Source organism: Candidatus Polarisedimenticolaceae bacterium (assembly GCA_036376135.1).
Lineage (GTDB): Bacteria > Acidobacteriota > Polarisedimenticolia > Polarisedimenticolales > DASRJG01 > DASVAW01.
On record DASVAW010000148.1, the window covers coordinates 1 to 22,861 of the forward strand.

The window sequence follows — 22,861 nt, forward strand, 5'->3', positions numbered from 1 at the left end:
AGTAAAAGGGGCCTGACCCCTATTTCCACCTGACCCCTATTTCGACAACGGGATGGTCGAACGCGCGGGCTTGAGCGCCTTGCAGAGGGCGTCGACGCACGCGCCGTCGAACTGTTCGCCCCGATGCTCGCGCAGGAGCCCCTGCGCGCGCTCGCCGGACATCTTCGCCCGCACCATGGACGTCGTCATGGCGTCGTACGACTCGGCGACGGCGAGGATGCGCGCCGCGAGCGGGATGTCGTCGCCGCGGCGCCCGTGGTACCCCTGACCGTCGACGCGCTCGTGGTGGTAGAGGATCGCCTCCGCCACGCTCTCGTCGTCGTCGAGGGCACGCAGGATCTTCGCGCCGCGGTCGGCATGGGTCCGCAGGAGCCGGATCTGGCGCTCCTCGAGAGGGCCGGTCTGACGGAGCATCTCGACCGGAAGCGCCACCTTGCCGATGTCGTGCAGCATCGCGGCCCGCAGGAGCGGCGTCGCGGCGGAGTCGGGTAGGCCCAGCTCGTCGGCGATCATCGCGGAGAACGAGGTCACGCGCTCGGCGTGGCCGGGCTCGAAGCCGTCGCGACGGTCGGCGAAATCCGCGACGCGCGCCGCCACCTCGAGGTAGGGCGCGGGAGGTTTCTCGAAGCGCGGGACCCGCGTCCGCATCGCCGCGGTGAATCGGTGGACCGCCGCCTTCCAGCCTTGCGCCGGCGCCTCGCTCCCATCGGGGGCTTCCCGCAGCACCACGCGACGGACCCGCACCAGCGCATCCACGCGGCCGAGGAACTCCTCCGCCATGAACGGGCTCTGGAGGCGGTCGACCAGTCGGTCGTCCAGCTCGATCTCACGCCAAGGATCGACGTCGTGTTGCACGAACAGCAGCGGTGCGGGGAATCCGCGCGCCGTGCGGCCGGGGACGCGGAGCACGTCGTCGGGGGACTCGACCGCGACCACGATAAGGTCGGGAGCCGCTTCCCTTTCCCGCTCGCGCCAGACGGCGGTGTCGCGGACCGGGACCACGCGGTGGCCGTCCTGGCGCAACAACGCCACGAGGCCCCCGGCCCGATCGCGGTTCCCGCCCACCAGCAAGACGTCGGCCAAGGGTGTCCTCCGCCGCCAATATAGGCGGCGGGGATCGCTTGTCACGTCTCTCGCGATTCTCCGCGCCGGAGGAGTCCCGCCTGGACCAGCCCGACGATCAACCAACCGCCGAGTCCGTCGACGAGCGTTGCAAGAAGGTAATCGGACGGGTAGTTGAACCAGGCCCACTGCGCCCCGGGGCCCAGCGCCCAGGCGAACAGGCCGAGCGCGAGGACGAAGGCGGCCCGGCCGAGATAGGACGCGGGCCCGACGCGCGACAACGCCCATCCCGAGAATCCCGCCGCGGCGAGGGCGAACGCGAGCCCCCGTGCGAGCGGCCAGAACATCCGGTTCGGCGTCGTCCCCTGCGGGTCGAAGACGAGCACCCCGACCGGGCCACGGCGCAGCTTCTCCTCGCGTGCGCGCACCGCCGCCGCCTTCTCTTCGGCGGACATGCCGCGCAGGTCGGGAAGCCCCGGGAAGACGTAAACCCCCGCGCCGAGTCCGCGGTCCTTGAGATCGGCGGCAACCCGATCCTCGTTCGGCAGCGTTCGGAAGGCGCCGCTCGTCAGCGGGACGAGCGTCCAGGTCACGAACCCCCACACGAACAGCGCGATGCCCCCCGCGACCCCCGCGGTCCAGAGTCTCCGACGAGCGCTCACTCGCGACCCTCCCGCGCCCAGCCGAGCCAGGCCTGCCGACTCCCCGTCAGCAACGCCGTGCCCACCGCGGCGTAGATCCAGCCGACGATCCCCCAGGAAATCCCGGAGTGCCGCAACGTCCATCCCAGGGCCATCATCCCCGCCACGAGCATCCACGCGGCGCCGCTGAAGGCCTCGGTCAGCGGCCGCACCCGGTCCGACGCGGCGATACGTCGCGCGTTCGCCGCCGCGCGCGGCGCGAGGAGGAAATGCCCCTTCGCGATACCCACCGCGACGGCCGCCGCCCACGACGGCCACCGCCATCCGCCGCCGTGCAGCACGAGCCAGCGCGTGCCCGCGAGGCCGAGGCCGAGCCCCACGCCGCTCCACACGATCGCGCCGAACAGCAGTCGATGGCGTCGGGACACGGACAACACGCGGGGTCCCTCCGGGAGCGGGTCAGGATAGCGCGGCGTCCACCCAGTCCAGCATCGCCGCAGCCGCCCAGAGGCGCGGATGCCCCGATTGCCAGTACCCGCAGTGCCCGCCCCCGCGGGGATGTGCGAAGCGCGCGAGGGGGGAACGGTTCCGGAACGGCTCGAGCGTCGCGACGTCGACGAAGGGGTCGTTCTCGGCCGAAAGGATCAGCGTCGGCCGCCGGATCCCCGGGAGGAGCGGGCCGGCGCTCGCGGCGGCGTAATACGCCGAGGCGGAGTCGTACCCCGCATCGGGGGCGGTGAACCCGTCGTCGAAGCGACGCAACGTCCGAATCCGCCACGGCCAGGCCGACGGCCCCGCGACCGGTCGAAGGCGCCGCAGCCGCCCGACCTGCACGCACAGGAGCACGACGAAATGGAGGTGGTAGATCGCGTTTCCGGGGCGCTCCAGCGCGCGAAGGCACCCCTCGAGGTCGAGTGGCGGGTTGATCCCCACGACCGCGTCGGCGACGCATGCGTCGCCCGAGGTCGCCGCGTAGCGGGCGACGAGGTTCCCTCCGAGGGAGAAGCCGGCGGCGACGAACGGCCTCGGGAACCCCTCCCGGTCGAGGGCCGCGAGCACGCCCCCGGCGTCGTCTCCCTGCCCCGCGTTGCACAGCGTCGCGGATAGCCGCCCCGTCCCGCCGCACGTCCGGAGGTTCATCCGGACCGTCGTCCAGCCCCGACCGAGGGCGTGTCGCGCGGTGCGGACGATGTAGGGCGCGTCGGCGCTTCCGCCGAGGCCGTGGATCAGGAGGAGCGTCCCGGTCGTCCGCCCCGGGGAGCGGTCGACCGCGCAGCGCACCGTCGCGTTGGGCGCGACGGGGACGTCGAGCGTCTCCCGCCTCCCCTCGAGGGGTCGCGCGGCGACCACGGACGGAACGATCGTCTGCAGGTGGCGTCCGGGAAGCCAGAGAGGCGGCCGGTAGGCCTGAAGCGCGTCGCTCACGCGCTCCTGCGCACGACCAGCAGGGTGATGTCGTCGCCGGGAGGGGCGCCCGCGCCGAACGTCCCGACCTCCTGATCGATCCGCTTGAGGATCTCCGCGGCCGAGAGCGTCGCGGCCTCGCGCGCCACCTCCGCGAGCCGCGCCTCGCCGAACTCCTCGCCGGACGGGCTCGTGGTCTCGGTCACGCCGTCGCTGTACAGGACGACGACGTCCCCCGGCTCGAGCTCGCAGGTGCGGGACTCGAAGGTTCCGTCGGCATCGAACCCGAGGATGCCGCCGCCGCCCCGAAGCGACTCGACGGCGCCCGTCGCGCGGAGCAGCAGAGGCGGGTTGTGTCCGGCGTTGCAGTAGGTGAGGGTGCCGGTCGCCGGATCGAGCGCGGCGAAGAAGAGGGTCACGAACCGGTTCGCGGGGAAGTTGGCGCAGACCACCCGGTTGAGCGCGCGGATGAGCTTCGACGGGTCGCCGTGCATCTCCGCGAGCACCTGGACGCCTCCCTTGAGGCTCGTCATGAGCAGCGCCGCGGGCATCCCCTTCCCGGAGACGTCGCCCAGGAGCAACGCGAACTGGCCGCCCGGATAACGGAAGAAATCGTAGTAGTCGCCGCCGACCGTGCGCGACGGCACGTTGCGGCCCGCGATGTCGAAACCGGGGACGTCGGGAACCGCCTGCGGGAGCAGACGCTGCTGGATGCGCGCCGCCTGCTCCAGGTCGCGCGCCATCAGGCGCTCGGCGACCTCGATCTGCTTCAGGCGCTCCTGCTCGATGCGAATCGCGGCGATGTTCGCGAGCACGGTGAGCAGCTCGAGGTCGGCCGGGGTGAACTCCTGGGTGAACGAACGGGAGTCGACGTGGATGAGGCCGAGCACGCGCTCCCGGGTCTGGAGCGGGACCGCCATCATCGTGCGGATGTGCTGGCCGATGATGCTCTGCTGATTGCGGAACATCTCGTCCGCCTTCGCGTCGCGGACGAGGATCGAGGTCCGGTCGTGCAGGACCTTGTCCCGGACCGTCGTGCTGATCCGGAAGGCGTCGCCACGGACGGCGCGAACGACGAGCTCCTCCCCCTCGAGGCTCATGACGACCCCGCGGTCGGCGCCGACGGCGTCGATCGAGAGATCGAGGATCAGCTGGAACAGGTCGGGAAGGGGACGCTGCCCGGGGAGCTCCTGGCAGGCGCGCACGATCGCCGCGACGGCGGGGTTTTCGATCGGAAGCCGACGGGAGGGGAGCGCCGGTCCGCTGCGCGTCCCCGGACGGGTCACCTCCCCGGAGAGGATCCCGTCGAGGCGGGTCATCACCGTCGCGGAGAGCGGCGCCGACTCTTCCTCACCGGGAACGAAGACCACCGCCCCGGAGGAGGACTCGGTCGGCACCGGACCTCCCTCGACCAGGAAGACGATCTTCCCCGCGCTCAGGCGGTCCCCCGAGCGGAGGCGATGGCGCCCGGCAAGGCGGTTCCCGTTGACGAGCGTGGGGTTCTTGGGCTTCAGGTCCTCGACGAACCAGGCATCCCCTTCCCTGGCGAACACGAGATGCCACCGGGACAGGCTCCCGTCCTCGGGGAACGAGAGCTCGTTGTCCTGGGTCGAACGCCCCACACGCACGCGTTCCCCGCTCAGGGGGAATCGTTGACTGGTACCGTCCGGACGGAGCACGAGGAGTTGAGGTGTCATCAGGGATCCCCGGGATACGGTTCGCTAGAATAACACCGTGACGTCGTTACGCCTTTTCGTTCGGCTCTCGGGAGCGATCCTCGCGACCGCCGTCTGCGCCGCCGTCCCCGGCGCCGTCCGGCTGCTCACCTTCGGCGCGATGCGCCCCGCGTCGCGCGTGGGGGCCTGGAGTTGCTGGGTCTGGGGACGCTGCATGCGCGTGATCCTCGGGATCCGCGTGCGGGTCGAGGGGACGCCGCCGCACGGACTGTTCCTGCTCGCTTCGAACCACCTGTCGTATCTCGACATCATGATCCTGGGCTCGCTCGCGCCGAGCCTGTTCGTGGCGAAGCGCGAGATCCGGTCGTGGCCGATGTTCGGCTGGATGTCGCGCGGCGCGGGAACCCTGTTCGTCGACCGGGATCGCCCGAAGGACGTCGTTCGGGTCGCCGGCGAGATGGTCGAGCGGCTCGAAGCGGGACTGTCGCTCACGCTGTTCCCGGAAGGGAAGAGCACCCGGGGGATCGAGGTGCACCCGTTCATGCCGTCGCTGCTCGAGGCGGCCGCGCGGACGGGGGTCCCGTGCCACGCGGTGACCCTCCGCTACGACGCTCCGGATTTCGAGGACCTCCCTCCCGCGGTCACCGTCTGCTGGTACGACCGCGCGCCGTTCGTCCCGCACATCACCCGGCTGATGCGCCTTTCGGGGGTCACCGCGACCGTGCACTTCAACGGGCCGGCGCTGCGCTCGGACGACCGGAAGGAGCTCGCCCGGAAGCTGCGCGACCGGGTGGCGGCGGCGTTCCAGCCGGTGCGACAGACGGTCGGAGACGAGGCATGAGCCACGACGGCGGAGCACGCGCCCCCTCCGCGCCCGCGTCCCCGTGGTCGTTCGGGCTCGGGAGCGTCTTCGGCATTCCGATCCGCGTCCATGCGACCTTCCTGCTCATCATCGCGTTCGTCGCCTGGTCGGCGTCGGCCGCGGGGCAGAGCATCCCGGGGAACCTCCTGCTCGTGCTCCTCCTGTTCGTCTGCGTCGTCCTGCACGAGCTCGGCCACGCGCTGATGGCGCGGCGCTTCGGGGTCCGGACGCAGGAGATCGTGCTCTACCCGATCGGGGGGATCGCGCGTCTCGAGAACATCCCCGGCGGGCGCGCCGAGATCCTGATCGCCCTCGCGGGGCCGGCGGTGAATCTCGTCCTGTTCCTCGCGATGGTCGCGCTGTTCGGGGCGACGCTCCCCGCGGGGTTCGCGGAAGGTCAGACGATCTCTCCTGGAGCGTCGCTGCTGGGGAACCTCGCCCTCGCCAACCTGTGGCTGTTCCTGTTCAACCTGATCCCGGCCTTCCCGATGGACGGCGGGCGGGTGCTCCGGGCGGCGCTTTCCCTTCGCCTGGGCGAATCGCGCGCGACGCGGGCCGCCGCCGGCGTGGCGCAGGTGGTCGCCCTCGGGTTCGGAGGCGTCGGCCTATTCACGGGGAATCCGATCCTGCTCTTCATCGCCCTGTTCGTGTTCCTGGGCGCGACCCAGGAGGCGGCGTTCGTCGAGCGCAAGGCCGCGGTCGCCGGGCATCGCGCCCGCGAGGCGATGATCACGCGCTTCGAGACGCTCGTCCCCCAGGACACCCTCGGACGCGCGGCGGAAGTGCTGCTCGCATCGCATCAGCAGGACTTCCCGGTCCTCGACGCGTGGGCGCGCGTCGCGGGAGTGCTCCCGCGCTCGACGCTCCTGAAGGCGCTCGCGCGCGAGGGGAAGGACGCCGCGGTGCTCGACGTGATGCACCGCGAGCCGGCGATGGTCGAGCCGTCGGACTCGCTCGACCACGTCCTCGCGGCGCTTCAGGCGAGCCCGGGCGACCCCGTCCTCGTCCTCGACCAGGGGCGGCTCGTGGGGATGATCACCCTCGACAACCTCGCGGAGTTCATCGAGGTGGCGCGGGCGGAGGCGCCGAAGGCCGGCTGACCGCAAGGCGCCAGAGGGCGTACAGCGGGAATCCCGCGGAGAGCATGGCGAGACCGATCGCCGCGCGCTTCGGGTCCTGCGCGGTCAGGCTCGCGGTGACGACCGCACCGACGGCGAAGACCACGTACGGCGCCGCGACCGCGGGCCCTTCCGGCGCCGTCCCCCCGGTTCCCCGCCGCCGGAGGCGCAGGAGCGCGAACGCCGTCGTCCCGTAGAAGATCCACACCGCGAACGTGAAGTACCCGACGAGGTCGCGGAAGGGAGCGGCGAAGACGTAGAGGACGATCGCCGAGGCAACGACCGAAGTGGCCCGCGCCGGCGTCCCGAAACGGGGGTGCAGCCCGCCGAACCAGGCGGGGAACGCCTCGCCGTGCGCCATCGCGTACCCCAGGCGCGAGGTCGTGAACACCGCCGCCTGGATCGCCCCGAACGTCGACAGGGCGACGAGCGCGCCGACGAACGAGCCCGCGCGCGGGCCGAGGCCCGCCTCCACCGCCTCGGCCACCGGGCGGGACGACGCGGCCGCCAGCCCCGCGGGGAGCAGGCGCAACGTCGCGACCTGGACGAGAACGTACACGGCCGCGAGGACCGCGACCCCCAGGACGATCGCGCGGGCGAGCCCCCGTCCCGGATCCCGCACCTCCCCCGCGACGAGCGTGACGTCCGACCAGCCGTCGTAGGTCCACAACACGAGAAGCATCGCCCCGAAGACCGCCGCGGCGTCGAGCGGGAGATCCGCCGCCGGCGGCGGGGGCGCCGGGGCGCGAAGCCAGGCCGCCGCGCACAAGGCGGCGAGGGCGGCGACCTTGGCCGCGGTGAGCGACTTCTGGACCGCCGGACCGGTCCGCAGCCCCGCGACGTTGACGAGCGCCGCCAGCACCACGGCTCCCGCCGCGAGCCACGGCGAAGGGGCAAGGCCGAAAAGCGGCCCCGCGTACGCCGCGAAGACGAGCGCGATCGCCGCGATCGAGGCGGGGTAGGTGATCGCGAGCGCCGTCCAGCCGCCGACGAAGGCGAGCGCCGGGCCGAACGCCTCGCGGTAGAAGACGAAGAACCCTCCGGAGAACGGGAGCCTCCGGGCGCATTCGGCGTAGGTCGTCGCCCCCGCGAGGCAGACCACACCCCCCGTCAGCCACAGCAGCGCGGCGGCGCCGGGTGAGGCGACCGCCCCGGCGACGGTCGCCGGGGCGACGAAGATGCCGGAGCCGAGGATGATGCCGACGAACAGCGCGGCGGCGTCGGCGACGCCGAGGTGCCGCTTCACGCTACTCGAGGTAGGTGTAGCGGGAGAGGCGGGAGCGGAAGCTGTCGAGGAACGCGCGGGCCTCGTCCTCGCTCATCTGCCCGGCGTTGATACGCTCGCGGGCGGAGCTCTCGACCATCTCGAGCATCTCCTCCCCGTCGTAGCCGAAGCAGGCGAGGGTCTCCCCCGCCGTCTCGCCGCGGCGCACGTCGCGTACGACCGCCTTCCCGCGCGGGTCGAGGATCACCTCGGCCTCGTGGACGCGCCCGAAGAGGTTGTGCATGTCCCCCATCGTGTCCTGGTAGGCGCCGACGAGCACGAACGCGAGGTAATAGGGCTCGCCGGGGCGAAGGTCGTGGACCTCGAGCGCTTCCTTGATGTCCTTCAGGTCGACGAACTTCTCCACCTCGCCGTCGGAGTCGCAGGTGATGTCGGCGATCGTCGCCTTGCGGGAGGGCATCTCGTTGAGGCGGTGGACCGGGATCGCGGGGAAGAGCTGGTCGAGCGCCCAGTGGTCGGGGAGCGACTGGAAGACGGAGAAGTTGCAGATGTACTTGTCGTGCAGCTTCCCCTCGATCTCCTGGAACTCGTCGGCGACGAACTTCGCGGTCTTGGAGAATCGCACCGCCTTCGCGGCGATCTCCCAGAAGAGCATCTCCCCCTTCGCCCGCTCGTCGAGCGCGAGCATGCCGAGGTTGAACAGGGAGTACATCTGGTCCCGGTACTCGATCGCGTCGTGGTAGAACTCCCGGTAGTTCTTCACGGAGATCTTGCGGGCGATCTCCGCGAGGTCCTGCACGACCTGGGCCTCGCGGCCGCTGAGGGTCGGCGGGTCGGGCTCGAGGCCGCGCACGGTGCCCCGCACGTCGGTGATGAGCATCGCGTGATAGGCCACGAGCATGCGCCCCGACTCGCTGACGATCCGCGGGGCGGGCACGTGCTCCTGCTCGCAGACCTCCTGGATCCCGAAGACGATGTCGTTCGCGTACTCCTGCACGGTGTAGTTGACCGACGCGTCGGAGGAGGTCTTGGAACCGTCGTAGTCGATGCCGAGCCCGCCGCCCACGTCGAGGTACGAGACGTCCACGCCGAGCTTGCGCACCTTCGCGTAGATACGCGCCGCCTCGCGGACCGCGTTCTTCACCTTCCGGATGTCGGTGATCTGGCTCCCGATGTGGAAGTGCAGGAGCGCGACGCGTTTCCCCAGCCCCGCGGCCTGGAAACGCTCGACCGCGCGCAGGAGCTGGAGCGTCGTCAGGCCGAACTTCGAGGCGAACCCTCCCGACTTCTCCCACAGGCCGGAGCCTTTGGACTGCAGCCGGATCCGGATCCCGATCTTCGGCAGGAACTCCTGCTTCGCCGCGATGTCGAGGATCTGGTCGATCTCGAACGGCTTTTCGACCACGACCACGACCTGCTTGCCGAGCCGGCAGGCGTCGGAGGCGGCCTCGAGGTACTCCTGGTCCTTGAAGCCGTTGCAGATCACGAGCGATTCGGGAGGGGTCGGAAGGGCCGTCGCGCCGAGAAGCTCCGGACGGGAACCCGCCTCGAGGCCGATCCCGTATTTCCAGCCGCTCTGGACGAGCCCCTCGACGACCGACTTCTGCTGGTTGACCTTGATCGGGAAGACCGGGAGGTACCGCTCGCCGTAGCTGTATTCGCGGATCGCGTTGGAGAAGGCCTGCGCGAGCTCGTTGACCTGGCCCTCGAGCAGCTGCGGGAAACGCAGCAGCAGCGGCGTCTTGAAGCCGCGCTTGACGAGGTCCTCGACGACGCGGAAGACGTCCACGGCGCGGGCCGGGTCGCGTTGCGGAGTGACCAGCAGGTGGCCGTCCTCGCCCACGGCGAGATAGCCGTTGCCCCACCCGTCGAGCCCGTAGATATTGAGGGCGTCGTCAATGGTGAAACGCTCGGTCGCCGAAACGTTCATCCCTTGTGCACTCCGCGCCGGGACCCGCTTCGCGTTCGTGCTCGCGACCGGACGCCGCGCCGGATTATAGAGCCGTGTCCCCCCACCGCAATAGCGCAACTCCAATCCCGGCGCGGGTTTCGCCGCGCCTCGCCGCCGTCGCGTCGCTCGTCCCCGAAGCGAGCCGCGTCGCGGACGTGGGCTGCGACCACGGCGAGCTCGCGCGCGAGCTGCTCCGGAGCGCTCGCGCCAGCTTCGTCGTCGCCTCGGACGTGGTGAGAACCGCACGGGCCGCGGGCGGAGAGGTCGACTGGCGCGTGGGCGACGGCCTCTCGCCGCTGACCCCCGGCGATCGCCTCGACGTCGTCGTTCTGGCGGGAATGGGCGCCGCGACCCTCCTGCGCATCCTCGACCGGCGCCGGCTGGACGAGCTCGGCGTCCGCCGCTTGGTCGTCCAGCCGCAGACCGAGCCCCACCGCGTGCGGGCCACGATGCTCGAGCGCGGCTTCGCGGTGGTCGACGAGGCGGCGGCCGAGGACGCGGGGCGTTTCTACGCGGCGATCGCCTTCGAGCGGGGGTTCGGGCTCCCCGCGTTCGGCGGACTCGAGCCCGGGGACACCCTCGCGGCGGGGCCGGTCCTCCTCGCCCGCCGCGATCCTGCCGCGCGAAGGCACTGGGAGCGCCAGCGCCGGCGGCTGGCGGGGCTCCCGGCGCGCGCGCCGGATCTGGCCCGGGCGGAACGGCTCGTCAGCTTTTTTGCGCGCGGCGGATGAACTCGCGCGTGCGGGGGTCGACGACGACCGACTCCCCCGCCTCGACGAACAGCGGCACGCGGATCGTGACGCCGTTCTTGAGCACGGCGTCCTTCAGGGTCTTGCCGCTGGCGGTGTCCCCGCGCGCGCCGGCGCCGACCATGTCCACCTCGGCCTCGACGTACTGCGGCAGGCTGACGCCGACGATCGAGCCGTTCCAGACGACCGCGCTGAGCATCATCTCCTCGCGAAGCCACGGCACCGTCTCCTCGAGCGCGGAGTCCGGGAGCGCGACCTGGTCGTAGGTCTGCAGGTCCATGAAATGGCAGGACTCCCCGTCCCCGTAGAGGAACTGCACCTGCTTGTAGACGACGTCGGCCTCCTCGAACTTCTCCCCGGACTTCCAGGTCTTCTCGACCAGCGTCCCGTTCACCAGGTGCCGGATGCGCGCGCGGACGAGCGTCGCCGCTCCGCGCGCCGACGGGGTCTGGACGGTGTAGTCCTCGACGGCGTACGGGTCGCCGTCGACGAGGATGCGGACGCCTTTCTTGAAGTCGGAGGTCGAGATCATCGGGTCAGGCTCTCCTCCCGAGCGCCTCGCGCACCAGCGCCTTGGCGTCCTCGGGGAAATCTCCCTGCAGCAGCCACTTCAGGTAGTCCGGGGCCTCGCTCGCGACGTCGGCGAGGGCACGGCCGCGGTGTTTGCCGAAATTGAACGCCGGCCGGCCGTCGCGCAGGACGAACTTCCCCGTCCGGTCGGCGGCGCCCGGCGGGGCGGGCGGCTGGAGCCACGCCTCGATCGCCTCGGGGGTGTCGGGAACGTCGTCGTAACGGGCGAGCTGCGCCTCGAGGACCTCGAAGCTCGCGCGGACGTCCGCCTCGGCCCCGTGGGCTCCCTCGTGCTCGCGTCCGAGGTAGAACCGCACCGCAGCGGCCAGGTCGCGCGGCTCTTTCCGGTGGAACACCCCCATGGCATCGACGATCCGCCGCCCCGCGAGCGCGAAATCGAGACCGCAGTCGCGGAACTCGCGGTCGAGCAGCGGGACGTCGAAGCGCCGCACGTTGAACCCCGAGAGGTCGGCGTCGGCGAAGAACTCGAGCAGGCTGCGCGCGACCTGCCGGAAGACCGGCGCGTCCTTCACGTCCTCGTCGCGGATCCCGTGGATCGCGGTGGCGTCCGGCGGAATCGGTCGCTCCGGATGGATGCGGCGGGTCCGCGACTCCGAGCCCCCGCCGGGGTCGACGCGCAGGACGGCGACCTCGACGATGCGGTCCCGCGCGGGGTCCGTCCCCGTCGTCTCGAGGTCGAAGAAACAGATCGGTCGGGTCAGGCGCAGTCGCATGGGCTAGAGGCTAGCCGCCGTCCGGCGCCGGCGGCAAGGGCCGGTTTATAGTGCCGCCCCCCCGGACGGGCCGACGCCGTTCGGGACGGAGGACGCATGGGCGCTGCGCGCATTCCGACCCTTCCCGGTGCCGAAGTCGACATCCCGAAGGAGGTCTCGAGGATCTACGATCTCGCCTACAACCTCTGGTGGACCTGGTCCCCCCGCGCCCACCTGTTGTTCAGCAGCGTCGATCCCGCCGCGTGGCTTCGCACCCACAACCCCGTCGAGGTCCTCCAGACCATCGAGCCGCACCTCTGGGAGACCCTCCTGGCCAGCGAGAGCTTCATGGCGGAGTACCACGCGGTCGTCGACGAGTTCGACCGCTACATGAAAGGCGAGGCGACCGCCTGGTTTCCGCGGACCTTTCCGGACCGGAACGGCGATCCGGTCGCCTATCTCTCGACCGAGTTCGGCTGGCACGAATGCCTGGGCGTCTATTCCGGCGGACTGGGCGTCCTCTCGGGCGACCACTGCAAGTCGGCGAGCGACCTGGGGGTCCCGTTCGTGGGGATCGGCCTGATGTACCGCCGCGGTTATTTCCAGCAGACCGTCGACTCCGACGGCCGCCAGCAGCACTTCTACCCCGATTACGACCTGCGCCGGCTGCCGGTGCTCCCCGTCGCCGGACCCGGCAACAAGCAGTTGCGCGTCTCCGTCGAGCTCCCCGGCCGCGACCTGTGGCTGCGCGTCTGGAAGGTCCAGGTCGGACGCGTGCAGATCCTCCTCCTCGACTCCGACCTGCGCGAGAACGACCCCGCCGACCGCCCGATCACCTCGGTGCTGTACGTCCGCGGACGCGAGATGCGCTTCTACCAGGAGCTCGCGCTGGGGATCGGCGGGTTCCGCGCCCTGAAGGCGCTGGGAATCCGGCCCGCCGTCTGGCACCTCAACGAGGGGCACTCGGCGCTCGTGAACCTCGAGCGCGCGCGCGAGGTGATGCGCGACGGGATCGGGATCGAGGCCGCGCTCGATCGCATCCGTGAGGATTCGGTGTTCACGACCCACACGCCCGTCCCCGCGGGAAACGAGACGTTCGACGTCGAGCTCGTGCGCAACCAGCTCGCCGGGTGGGGCAGATCGGTCGCCGACCTGGAACGGTTCGTTCGCCTCGGACTCGCCAAGCCCGAAGAGGACGATCCCGTCTTCAACATGACGATCCTCGCGATCCGCACCTCCTCGCGCCGGAACGGAGTGAGCAAGCTGCACGGCCAGGTCGCCGACGCGATGTGGCGGTTCCTCTGGCCCGAGGCGCCGGGCGCCGAGGCGCGCATCGGACACATCACGAACGGCATCCACACGCCGACCTGGATGGGTCCGGAGACCGGCGAGCTGCTTCGCCGCCACCTCGGGAACGACTACCTCGATCACCTCCTCGATCCCGGATTCCTCGATGCGGTGCTGGCGATCCCGGACGCGGAGGTCTGGGCCGCCCACCAGGCGCAGAAGAACCGCCTGCTCCTCGTCACCCGCGACCGGCTGCTCGCCCAGTTCGCGCGCCACGGACGCTCCCCCGAGGAGCTTCGCCGCGTCCACCACATCTTCGATCCCGATCACCTCACGCTCGGCTTCGCCCGGCGGTTCGCCACCTACAAGCGCGCGGACCTGCTCTTCCGCGACCCCGAGAGGCTCCGCTCGATCCTCAGCCACGCCGATCGGCCCGTGCAGATCTTCTTCGCCGGGAAGGCCCACCCCGCCGACAAACCCGGCCAGGAGCTGATCCGCACGATCTTCGACGCCTCGATCTCCAGGGAGTTCCAGGGGCGCATCGTGTTCCTCGAGAACTACGACATGCGCATCGCGCGATTCCTCGTGCAGGGCGTCGACGTCTGGGTCAACACCCCGCGCCGCCCGCTCGAGGCGAGCGGCACGAGCGGGATGAAGTCGGCGGCCAACGGCGGCCTCAACTGCAGCGTGTACGACGGCTGGTGGTGCGAGGGGTACGAGGCGGCGACGGGCTGGGTCGTCGGCGAGGCGAAGGACTACAGCGATCCCGAGCAGCAGGATCGCGAGGACGCCGCCTCGCTCTACCGCGTGCTCGCCGAGGAGATCGCCCCGGTCTTCTACCGGCGCGACGCCTCCGGGACTCCGGTCGAGTGGGTGGGCCGGATGAAGCGGGCGATCGGCAAGCTCGCCCCGCGATTCTCCACGCAGCGGATGGTCCGAGAGTACGCGCTGCGCGCCTACGTTCCGGCGAGCCGTCCGGGAGGCGAAGCCGACGAGGCGTCGCTCTGGTCGCCGTGAGGCACCGCGTCGGGAATGTCCCCTGAAACACGCGGGGCCCCCGGTTTGCCCGGGGGCCCCGCGGCTCGGAAGGAAGGCGGAACGGTCGTTACGGGCGGGGTTTCTTGTCCGTCCGGCGAGCGTTCTGGACCCTGCCGGGAGGCGTGACGTCGGTCGGAGTGGCCGAAGCCGTCGAGCGCGTCGCGACGTTCCCCGACGCGTCGATCGCGAAGGCGGAGTAGGAGTAGGTCGTGCCGGCGGAGAGGCTGCCGTGCACGAAGCTGTCGCCGGCGCCCGCGGTGCCCGCGCGATCGGTGACGAGGAAGCCGTCGACCGGGCTGACCGGGAACGCACCGTCGGTGCGGTAGCGGATCATCGTCCGCTGGTAGTCGCTCGCGGGGTTCGTCCAGTTGAGCGTCACCTGGCCGCCGCCCGGGGTGGCGCTGAACGCGGTGACCGAAGCCGGCGCGGTCTGGTCCCCGACCGGCTGCTCCGTCGGGACGAACGCGGCGTCGTTGGTGATCAGCACGCGGTCGACCCGCGCCTGGGCTTCCTGGCCGCCGACCTCGACGGTGTGCAGCCCCGCGCTCAGGGTGTACGACCGCCCCGCAACCCACACCCAGGCGCCGGTGCTCGGCGCCACCACCGACCCGCGTGCCGCGCCGTCGATGGTCTCGAAGACGGAGTCGCCCGAAGTCGACGGGGCGTAGACGCGCAGCCACAGGTACCACGTGCCGGACGTCGGCACGTTCACGCCGTACGTCGCGCGTCCCGCCGGGGAGGAGGCGCTGCCGGTCGCGGTCCCGGAGGGCGTGTCGATCCAACCGCCGTTGAACGCGCCCGAACCGGTCTGGGTGCGCATCGGCGCGACGAGCGTGCCGGCCTCGGCCTCGAAGCGGAGGTAGCTGGACGGGGAGGCAATCGTCGTGAAGGTCTGCGTCCCGGACTGCGAGGCGTTCGACGCGGCGTCCGCGCTGCGGACGTAGTACTCGTGCACGGTCTCCGGGGCGAGACCCTGGAGATCGACCGAATGGCTCGTGACCATCGAGGGGTAGACCGCGGTCTGCTGCCACGCGGTCGTGCCCTGCGTCCGGTAGAAAACCTGGCTGTCGGACGCTTCGTTCGTCGTCCAGGTGATCCGCGCGGTCGTCGCGGCGACGTTGGTGGCCGTCACGGCCGAGATCGTCGGCGCTCCGGTATCGGCGACGGTGCGGAAGCCCGTCGCGTGCGTGTAGGTCGTCGCGAGGGCGTTGCCGGCGAGGTCCTTGACGCCGGTGGCGCCGCCCACCGCCTGGACGCGGTAGAGCCGGTTCTGGGCGAGCGCCGCCGCGGGGGTGATCGTCGCGGTCAGCCCGTTGGCGGACAAGGCCGGCGATCCCGCCGCCTGCGCCACCGCGGCACCCGTGTCGTCGAGGAGGCGGATCGTCGTCGTGTTGATCGACGCGGACGCCACCGCCTCGCTGAAGGTGATCGTCGGGGCGACGGAGACGGCGACGCCCGTCGCGCCGTCCGCCGGATTCGTCGAGGAAACGGTGGGGGCGACCGCCGCCTGAACGGCGAACAGGCCCACGCCGGTCCCGTAGACGCCGTCGGCGTGCTCGACGTCGACGTTGGTCGTCCCGACCGCCGCGGTCGGCTGCACCGTGACGTTGGCGACGATCTGGGAGCAGGAGTTGACCTGCACGGAGTTGACGACGACGCCGGCGTTCGCGAACACGACCGTCGAGCCCGCCCGGAAGTTCGTCCCGGTCAGCGTCACCGAGAGGGTTCTCCCCTGCTCCGCGGCGTTCGGGCTGATCCCCGTCACCGTCGGGCGCGCCCATCCCGAGACTTCGTTGGAGTAGCTGGCGCTCTCGTTCCCCGCGGTGTCGTACGCCTTGACCGCCACGTACCACATCTGGCAGTCGGCGATGTTCAACGTCGTCTGGGTCACGTTCCCCACGTCGACGCTCTGGGTGTACGAACCCGCCGACGCGCCGTAATACACGCGGTACCCCGCGAGATCGGAATCGGAGACCGGGTCCCAGGCAACCGAGTAGGTGCCGGCGACGGCCGGCGACGCGAGCGCCGCTGCGAGGAACAGGATGGCGGTGAGAATCCGGGTTCGAGTGGCCATCGCTTGCGCGTCTCCTGCGTTCCCGGTTCGAGGTTGAATTCGGTTCCGACCTCGCCGGAGGGAGGCGACGCAGCGAAATTCGTGCCATGGATAGCCGATGGGGGGCTACCATGAAATTGCTTTATTTTCAATCAGTTAGAAAGTCGGGCGTGCAGAGCAACTCCCACGGGGCATCGTTTCTGTAATTACGAAACGACACCTTTGGAAATGCAGGAATTGTGGCATTAGTGCCCACATCCCCGGGGCGCGCGCTCACTCCCAGAATTTCCAGATCGACTTCCGCGGTTCCTCGGGAGCCTCGATCACGACGTCGTGGACGGGCAGTTCCGGCAGCGCGGTCGCCACGGCCATGCGGAACTCGTCGGGGTCGGCGTCGGGACCCGACGGGTTGAACGGGCTCGTCGCGAGGCCGACGAGCTTCGTCGTGTGGACGACATGAATCCGCCCGCCCCCCTTGAGCCACGCCTTGAAGTAGACCGGGCTCACGTTGAGCCGGGTGGCGTCACGCACGACGAGCGTGCACCGCATCTGGGAGCGCACGACCGGGATCATGAACTCGTCGTTGAGGCCGAACGGAAGGACGACCGTCGACACCGGTTCCCCGTCGGGGGTGCGCAGCGCAGGAACCGGATCCTCCAGCCCCGGCGGCAGGACGCCGCCCATCCGTCCCCGGGCGTCGAGGAGCGCGGCGGCTCCCTTGGAGGCCGTCTCCTGCCACGCCGATCGCGCCGCCTCGCCGCACGGAGGGACGGAGAGCGTCTCGACGAGGTAACGCGCGGCGGCGGCCGAGCGCTCCGGGGAAGCGGAGTATCCGGCGGCGACGGCGAGCACGATCCCGTCGCAGGTCCCGGGTGCCGCGAAGGCTCTCCGCTCCCAGCCCCCTTCGACGAAGACGAGCCCACCCGAACGATCGGACAGTCGCGAGACCAGCTCGCGCGTCGCCTCGGGCTCGGTGGGGCCGTGCAGGCTGACCTCACCCGCGCGCGCCACGCGGTAGACGCCGATCGGGCCGAGCAGGGTTTCCCAGGGGGTGGTCTCGTTGCGCTCGAGCTCGGCGGAGGATTCCGCGACCGTCGCCTCCGCGGTCGCGACCCACGCCCCTTCGGGCATCTCGACGCGGATCACCGAGCGACGGATCGCGACCTCGTCGGGCTCGAGCGGGAGCCCGGGGGACGAGAGCACCGCCATCGGCCACTGACGCGTGTGCACGTCGCGGACGAGGGCGGAGAGGACGGTCCGAGCGCCCGCTCCGGGATGCAGACCCAGGACCGCCACGCGGCGGCATTGGCTCTTCACGACCCGATCGAGCAGGGTCGGACCGGCGGGAGGGGGGGGCTTGCGGTCGAACATCTCGGGCGTCGGACCTTCACGCTCGGGGCGGGGCGCTGGAGGCGGCGACCGGAGTTGAACCGGTGTATGACGGTTTTGCAGACCGTTGCCTTACCACTTGGCTACGCCGCCTTGAGCCCCGCGGGGACCGAGCCCTTGGAGAAAGGGCGGGGAATATATCGCGGGGTCCGCGGCCCGGTCAAACGTCGTGCACGACGCTTGACGACGCGCCGGCAGCGGTTTACGGTGCGTGCGGTTCCGTTAGGGGTGTCCGGCGAGAGCCGGGCTGAGAACAAACCCTCGAACCTGATCGGGTTCATACCCGCGTAGGGAAGACGGAACGGGCCGAAGGAAGCTCTCGTCCTCGTCTTCCCCGCCCCCGTTCATCGAGCCCCACGCGGCCGGAGGCCGCGATGAAGCGCTCACTCCTCGTCGCCCTGGGGCTCCTCGCCGGGCGCGCCTTCGCCGGGACCGAGAGCCAGCCGCCGCCCGTCGAGACGGACCTCGTCGAGACGGTCGAGGTCTCCTCGACGGTCGCCAAGGACCGCGAGAGCCCCGCGAGCTTCTCCGACCTCGACGCGGCGCGCATCGTGGAGCTGCACCGGGGGCAGGACCTCGGGATGCTCCTCGGCGATACGGTCAACGCCTACGCCTACAGCGACGCCGGAAACGGAGTCGGCTACTCCTACCTCTCGATCCGCGGCTTCAACCAGCAGCGCATCGCGGTCAACGTCAACGGCGTCCCCCTCAACACCCCCGAGAATCGCGCCGTCTACTTCATCGACCTCGCGGACTTCGCGGGGAGTCTCGACCGCGTCCAGGTCCAGCGCGGCCCCGGAACCGCGCTGTACGGCGCCCCCGCGGTCGGCGGCGCGGTGAACCTCGAGACGGGAAACGTCCCCGCCGAGGCGGGAGGGAGGCTCGTGGTCGGCGGCGGCTCGTACGGGACCACGCGACTCTCCGTGCAATACGGCGGACCGCTGGGGAACACGCCCTGGGCGTGGGCGGCCCGCGTCGCCCGGGTGGCGAGCGACGGGTACCGCGACCCGTCGTGGACGCGCCACACCATCGGGTCGGTGGCGTTCCAGCGCTTCGACGAGGACTCGGTCTGGAAGATCCTCCTGTTCGGCGGCCCGGAGCAGACGCAGCTCGCTTATTTCGGCGTGCCGCGCGAGTGTCTGGACGGGAGCGCGGGATCCTGCGACCGGCGCACGAACTTCCTCGTTCCGGGGGAGACCGACACGTTCGTGCAGCCCCAGCTGCAGGTCCACAACGACCGACGGCTGCGGGAGGGGTGGCTCCTCCGGAACACCGCCTACGCGATCCTGGGGCGCGGTCACTACCTCCAGTACAGCGGCACCTACGACTACCGCCCGACGGGGTTCGAGCCGCCGACCCCCGAGTACCCCGAGGCGACGCTCTCCGACGTCTGGCGCAAGCGCGCGGTCTACAACACGCAGCTCGGCTGGATCCCTCGCGTGACCTGGGATCACGGGCGCGGCACCCTGACGGCGGGCGCGGAGCTTCTGGCGCACGAGGGGCGGCACCGCGGCCGCGTCGAGTCGGGCTCGGTATGCACCGGCGCGCCGGAGGACCCCTGTTCGGCGACGCAGCCGCTCGAAGGGCAGCCGGTGCTGTACGCCTACGACAACCGCAAGACGACGGCGACGGTCTTCGTGCGCGAGCAGCTCCGACCGACGACGAAGGTCGGGATCCACCTGGAGCTGCAGGCGACCCGTCACCGCTACGCCATGCGCGACGACGCGGTCCGGGACTATCGCTACGACGCGTCCTACGCGTTCCTCGCCCCGCGGGCGGGGGTCCACTGGAACGTCGACGACCGGTGGGAGCTGTGGGTCCAGGGTTCGGCTTCGCAGAGCGAGCCGTACTTCAACCACGTCTGGAACCCGCAGGAGACCTTCGACGACCCGACGTCGCGATTCGAACGGTACGACCCCGGCACCCGGGAGCTCTCCGACCCGATCGCGCGCCCCGAGCGCCTTCGGAGCGTCGAAGGGGGCGTCGGGTACGTCCGCGGCGCAACCCGCCTCAAGGCGAGCCTCTATCGGATGAGCTTCCGGGACGAGTTCGTCTTCGCGGGCGGGATCGACGAGGACGGCGTGCCGATCACGGAGAACGCCGGCCGGTCGGTCCACCGGGGGGTCGAGGTCGAAGGCGCGGTGCGCCTGCCGGGAGAGGTCGACCTCTCGGGGTACGCCGCCTTCAGCGACGACGAGCTGATCGAATACCGCGTCCTCGCCCCACGGGAGGACGGATCGGTCGCGACCCTCGACTACGGCGGCAACCGCGTCGCGCTGTTCCCCGAGTCGATGCTGCGGCTGCGCGCGGCGAGGACCTTCGGGAGGGTGCGCGTCGAGGCGGGGGCGAGGCGCGTCGGAACGCTCTACACGGACAACAGCGAGAACGAGCGCAAGCGTCCCGAGCTTCGCGCCGCCCCCGGCTGGACCGACAAGCGCATCGCCCCCTACGTCGTCGCGGACCTGCGCGCCGCCGTCGACCTCGGGCGGAAGCTCACGCTGCGGGTCTGGGTCGACAACCTCCTCGACGAGGAGTACGAGACCATCGGATACTCCTACCCGCTCGACCCCGACGCCACGGCCTTCTACACGGAGTTCTTCCCCGCCGCGACGCGCAACGTGTTCGCCTCGTTGACCTGGGAGTTCTGACGGGCGCCCTCGGTCCCCTCGACCTCACGGTCGTCGCCGCCTACGCCGCGGCGACGCTCGTGCTGGGACTGCGCCCGGCCCGTGCCGGGGCCGGTCGCACCGACGACTTCCTGCTCGCGGGCCGCACGCTGACCCTTCCCGCGTTCGTCGTCACCCTCGTCTCCACGTGGTACGGCGGGGTGCTCGGCGTCGGCGAGTACAGCTACCTCCACGGCCTGTCGAACTGGATCGTGCTCGGGGCCCCGTACTACGTCGGAACCGCGCTGTTCGCCTGGGGCTTCGCGGAGCGCGCGCGGCGCTCCGAGACGACGACGGTGCCGGACCTGCTGCACGGGGCGTACGGACGCGCCGCGGGGGCGCTGGGCACCTTCGTCGTGTTCGTCCTGTCGCTTCCGGCCGCGTATTTCCTGATGCTCGGCGTGATCCTGCGGCGCGCGCTCGGGATCGGGCAGGCGGCGGCGATCGTCCTCGCCGCGGGAACCTGCCTCGTCTACCTGACGGCGCGCGGCTTCCGCGGCGTCGTCGGCACCAAGGGACTGCAGTTCGCGTTGATGTACGGGGGCTTCCTCGTGCTGCTCCCCGCGGCGATCGTCGAGGTCGGAGGGTTCGGCGCCCTCGCCGCGCGGCTTCCTCCCGAGGCGCTCACCGCGACCGGCGGGAAGTCGATCGGCTACATCGTGGCGTGGTACGTGATCGCGCTGCAGACGCTCGTGGAGCCGACGTTCTACCAGCGCTGCTTCGCCGCGCGCTCTCCGCGCGTCGCGCGGACGGGCCTGTTCGTCTCGATCGCCTTCTTCGCCCTGTTCGACGCGATGACGACCTTCACCGGGCTGTACGCGCGCGCGCTGCTCCCCGACCTTCCCTCGGCCGTGGACGCGTACCCCGCCCTCGCCGAACGCCTGCTCCCCGCGGGACTGCTCGGGTTGTTCTACGCCGGGATGCTCGCGACCGTCCTGTCCACCGTCGACTCGTTCCTGTTCGTGGGCGCGACGACGTTCGGGCGCGACCTCGTGTGGCGGCTGACCGGGGGTCGGGCCGACCAGGTGATCTGGACGCGGATCGGGCTCGTCGTCGCGACGGCGGCTTCCGCCGCGCTCGCGCTCGCGGCGTCGTCCGTCGTGTCGCTGTGGTACGGCTTCTACAGCGTCGGAACGGCCGTCCTGCTCGCGCCGCTCGCCGGGGCGCTGTTCCCGGCGCTGCGCCCGCCCGGGAGCTTCGCGGCGACGGGGATGGTCCTCGCCGGAACGGCGACGCTCGCCACGTTCGCCTGGGGCGGCGGGATGATCGAGCCGATCTACCCGGGGCTCGCCGTGTCGTTCCTCGTGCACGGCGCGGGCCTCGCCTTCCGGCGGCTTTGAGCGCCGGGCGCCGACGCGCCATACTGTCGTCGTGCCCAACACCCTCGCACCGAGCCTGCTCGTCGCGGTCCCTCAACTGGTGGATCCGAACTTCCGCCAGTCCGTCGTCCTGCTCCTGCAGCAGGGGGACGACGGCGCACTCGGCATCGTGATCAACCGCGAGTCCCCGATGCTCCTGCAGGAGCTGTGCCGCGACCACGCGATCCCGTACGCGGGCGATCCCGACAAGCGGGTCCGCTTCGGAGGGCCGGTCCAGCCGGAGCAGGGGCTCGTGTTGTATCTCGGCGCCGACGACGACCCGGACGGCCGCGCGATCGTGGACGGACTCCAGGTCTCGGCCTCCACCGGAACGCTCACGCGCCTTTGCGGCGAGGCCGGCACGCGTTTCCACTGCTACGCGGGGTACGCGGGGTGGGCCCCCGGGCAGCTCGAGCGCGAGATCGCGGAAGGCTCGTGGATCCTCGCCCCGGCCGCGCCCCGGTTCGTCTTCGACCTGCCGGTCGAGGAGGTGTGGGACCGCGTGTTGCGCGACAACGGCATCGACCCCGCGCGCATCGTCCCCGGCGGCGGCGAGAATTAGGGCAGGAACTTCGACGTCGCCTTGAGCTTCGCGGGCAGGTACTCGTCGATCACGTAGTTGAGGCCCCAGCGGGCGAGCGCCTGCTGCTCGGCGCGGACCCCCATCTTCACCAGCTGCTCCATCGCGTGCGCCCACGGGCGATGGATCTTGAAGAACGGGTCGTTCTTCAGGGCGTCCTTCGCGCGCTTCACGTCCACGTCCTTCAGCGGGTGCGTCGGCAGCTTGTAGTCGACGATGTCCTGCGGCGTCACGCCCAGGAACGACGCCTGCGGAACGCAGAAGAACTGGTTGATGTGGGCGGCGTTCCCCGAGCCGACCTTCAGCGTGCGGTAGATGTTCGAGATCCCGTACGGGTCGCAGTCGACGAACGCGTAGACGGGGAGCTTGCACTGGTCCGACAGGCGCCGCACGAACCTCCGCGTGGCCCGCGTGGGCACGCCGGCCATCGACACGAGGATGCAGCTCGACTTCTGCCAGAACTTGTGGCTCTGCAGGCGCTGGAACATGCCGCCCGTCTCGATGCACAGGATGAACTTC

General features: G+C 70.9%; 19 protein-coding genes, 1 tRNA gene and 1 riboswitch. Of the genes, 7 read left to right on the forward strand and 13 right to left on the reverse strand.

What is annotated here, in order from left to right; translation table 11 throughout:
• Nucleotides 1-36: 36 nt before the first annotated feature.
• Genes VF139_15400 through VF139_15420 form a run of 5 tightly spaced genes read right to left on the reverse strand, consistent with a single transcriptional unit; the run spans nucleotide 37 to nucleotide 4,804 of the window.
• Complete coding sequence (locus VF139_15400) at nucleotides 37-1,083, reverse strand: HD domain-containing phosphohydrolase (GenBank protein ID HEX6852782.1); 1,047 nt, start codon at nucleotides 1,081-1,083, stop codon at nucleotides 37-39.
• Between the two features lie 41 nt (nucleotides 1,084-1,124).
• On the reverse strand, nucleotides 1,125-1,724 hold the full coding sequence (locus VF139_15405) for a hypothetical protein (GenBank protein HEX6852783.1): 600 nt from the start codon (nucleotides 1,722-1,724) through the stop codon (nucleotides 1,125-1,127).
• Nucleotides 1,721-2,140 carry a hypothetical protein gene (locus VF139_15410; protein HEX6852784.1) on the reverse strand — a complete coding sequence of 140 codons (420 nt, stop codon included), beginning with the start codon at nucleotides 2,138-2,140 and terminating at the stop codon, nucleotides 1,721-1,723. Before VF139_15410 ends, VF139_15405 begins: the two co-directional genes overlap by 4 nt.
• Nucleotides 2,141-2,162: 22 nt before the next feature.
• Nucleotides 2,163-3,128 (reverse strand): alpha/beta fold hydrolase, encoded by a 966-nt coding sequence (locus VF139_15415; GenBank protein ID HEX6852785.1) that lies wholly within the window; start codon nucleotides 3,126-3,128, stop codon nucleotides 2,163-2,165.
• Nucleotides 3,125-4,804, reverse strand: coding sequence for a SpoIIE family protein phosphatase (locus VF139_15420; protein ID HEX6852786.1), 1,680 nt, complete (start codon nucleotides 4,802-4,804; stop codon nucleotides 3,125-3,127). The genes VF139_15415 and VF139_15420 overlap by 4 nt, the downstream gene beginning before the upstream one ends.
• 37 nt (nucleotides 4,805-4,841) lie before the next feature.
• Here VF139_15420 and VF139_15425 point away from each other — a divergent pair, with 37 nt between their 5' ends.
• Nucleotides 4,842-5,624: a 1-acyl-sn-glycerol-3-phosphate acyltransferase gene (locus VF139_15425; GenBank protein HEX6852787.1), complete on the forward strand. Its 783-nt coding sequence runs from the start codon at nucleotides 4,842-4,844 to the stop codon at nucleotides 5,622-5,624.
• The gene (locus tag VF139_15430) at nucleotides 5,621-6,745 is read left to right on the forward strand and encodes a M50 family metallopeptidase (protein ID HEX6852788.1); all 1,125 of its coding nucleotides are present in this window, start codon (nucleotides 5,621-5,623) and stop codon (nucleotides 6,743-6,745) included. Before VF139_15425 ends, VF139_15430 begins: the two co-directional genes overlap by 4 nt.
• Here the strand turns inward: VF139_15430 and VF139_15435 are convergent.
• Entirely contained in the window at nucleotides 6,705-8,009 is a 1,305-nt protein-coding gene (locus tag VF139_15435; protein ID HEX6852789.1) for an amino acid permease, read from the reverse strand. The two genes, VF139_15430 and VF139_15435, sit on opposite strands and share 41 nt — an antisense overlap.
• Before the next feature lies 1 nt (nucleotide 8,010).
• Nucleotides 8,011-9,918 carry a biosynthetic arginine decarboxylase gene (gene speA, locus VF139_15440; GenBank protein ID HEX6852790.1) on the reverse strand — a complete coding sequence of 636 codons (1,908 nt, stop codon included), beginning with the start codon at nucleotides 9,916-9,918 and terminating at the stop codon, nucleotides 8,011-8,013.
• 74 nt (nucleotides 9,919-9,992) lie between these two features.
• Between speA and VF139_15445 the strand changes: the two genes are divergently transcribed.
• Nucleotides 9,993-10,670 carry a class I SAM-dependent methyltransferase gene (locus VF139_15445; protein ID HEX6852791.1) on the forward strand — a complete coding sequence of 226 codons (678 nt, stop codon included), beginning with the start codon at nucleotides 9,993-9,995 and terminating at the stop codon, nucleotides 10,668-10,670.
• Here VF139_15445 and efp read toward each other — a convergent pair.
• Together efp and VF139_15455 are read right to left on the reverse strand one after the other, a co-directional pair.
• Nucleotides 10,645-11,220 carry an elongation factor P gene (gene efp / locus VF139_15450; GenBank protein HEX6852792.1) on the reverse strand — a complete coding sequence of 192 codons (576 nt, stop codon included), beginning with the start codon at nucleotides 11,218-11,220 and terminating at the stop codon, nucleotides 10,645-10,647. The genes VF139_15445 and efp overlap by 26 nt on opposite strands.
• A 4-nt stretch (nucleotides 11,221-11,224) precedes the next feature.
• A complete protein-coding gene (locus tag VF139_15455) occupies nucleotides 11,225-11,992 on the reverse strand; it encodes a 3'-5' exonuclease (protein HEX6852793.1) in 768 nt (255 codons plus the stop codon).
• Between the two features lie 96 nt (nucleotides 11,993-12,088).
• Between VF139_15455 and glgP the strand changes: the two genes are divergently transcribed.
• Nucleotides 12,089-14,275 carry an alpha-glucan family phosphorylase gene (gene glgP, locus VF139_15460; protein ID HEX6852794.1) on the forward strand — a complete coding sequence of 729 codons (2,187 nt, stop codon included), beginning with the start codon at nucleotides 12,089-12,091 and terminating at the stop codon, nucleotides 14,273-14,275.
• 88 nt (nucleotides 14,276-14,363) lie between these two features.
• Here the strand turns inward: glgP and VF139_15465 are convergent, their stop codons facing one another.
• The 3 genes from VF139_15465 to VF139_15475 all read right to left on the reverse strand — a co-directional run bounded on the left by VF139_15465 (nucleotide 14,364) and on the right by VF139_15475 (nucleotide 17,831).
• Nucleotides 14,364-16,370: an Ig-like domain-containing protein gene (locus VF139_15465; protein ID HEX6852795.1), complete on the reverse strand. Its 2,007-nt coding sequence runs from the start codon at nucleotides 16,368-16,370 to the stop codon at nucleotides 14,364-14,366.
• Nucleotides 16,371-16,622: 252 nt separating this feature from the next.
• Nucleotides 16,623-17,720, reverse strand: a complete 1,098-nt coding sequence (locus VF139_15470) for a hypothetical protein (protein HEX6852796.1) — start codon at nucleotides 17,718-17,720, stop codon at nucleotides 16,623-16,625.
• Between the two features lie 36 nt (nucleotides 17,721-17,756).
• Nucleotides 17,757-17,831: transfer RNA gene (locus tag VF139_15475), tRNA-Cys, on the reverse strand.
• Nucleotides 17,832-17,952: 121 nt separating this feature from the next.
• A riboswitch (TPP riboswitch) is annotated at nucleotides 17,953-18,050 on the forward strand.
• A 62-nt stretch (nucleotides 18,051-18,112) separates the two neighbouring features.
• Between VF139_15475 and VF139_15480 the strand changes: the two genes are divergently transcribed.
• From VF139_15480 to VF139_15490, 3 genes are read left to right on the forward strand one after another with little or no spacing between them, the layout of a single operon-like run.
• The gene (locus tag VF139_15480) at nucleotides 18,113-20,386 is read left to right on the forward strand and encodes a TonB-dependent receptor (GenBank protein ID HEX6852797.1); all 2,274 of its coding nucleotides are present in this window, start codon (nucleotides 18,113-18,115) and stop codon (nucleotides 20,384-20,386) included.
• 59 nt (nucleotides 20,387-20,445) lie between these two features.
• Nucleotides 20,446-21,744 carry a sodium:solute symporter family protein gene (locus tag VF139_15485; GenBank protein ID HEX6852798.1) on the forward strand — a complete coding sequence of 433 codons (1,299 nt, stop codon included), beginning with the start codon at nucleotides 20,446-20,448 and terminating at the stop codon, nucleotides 21,742-21,744.
• Nucleotides 21,745-21,775: 31 nt separating this feature from the next.
• Nucleotides 21,776-22,324 carry a YqgE/AlgH family protein gene (locus VF139_15490; GenBank protein HEX6852799.1) on the forward strand — a complete coding sequence of 183 codons (549 nt, stop codon included), beginning with the start codon at nucleotides 21,776-21,778 and terminating at the stop codon, nucleotides 22,322-22,324.
• Here the strand turns inward: VF139_15490 and VF139_15495 are convergent.
• The coding region (locus tag VF139_15495; GenBank protein HEX6852800.1) for a hypothetical protein at nucleotides 22,321-22,861 on the reverse strand (541 nt) is incomplete at its 5' end. The two genes, VF139_15490 and VF139_15495, sit on opposite strands and share 4 nt — an antisense overlap.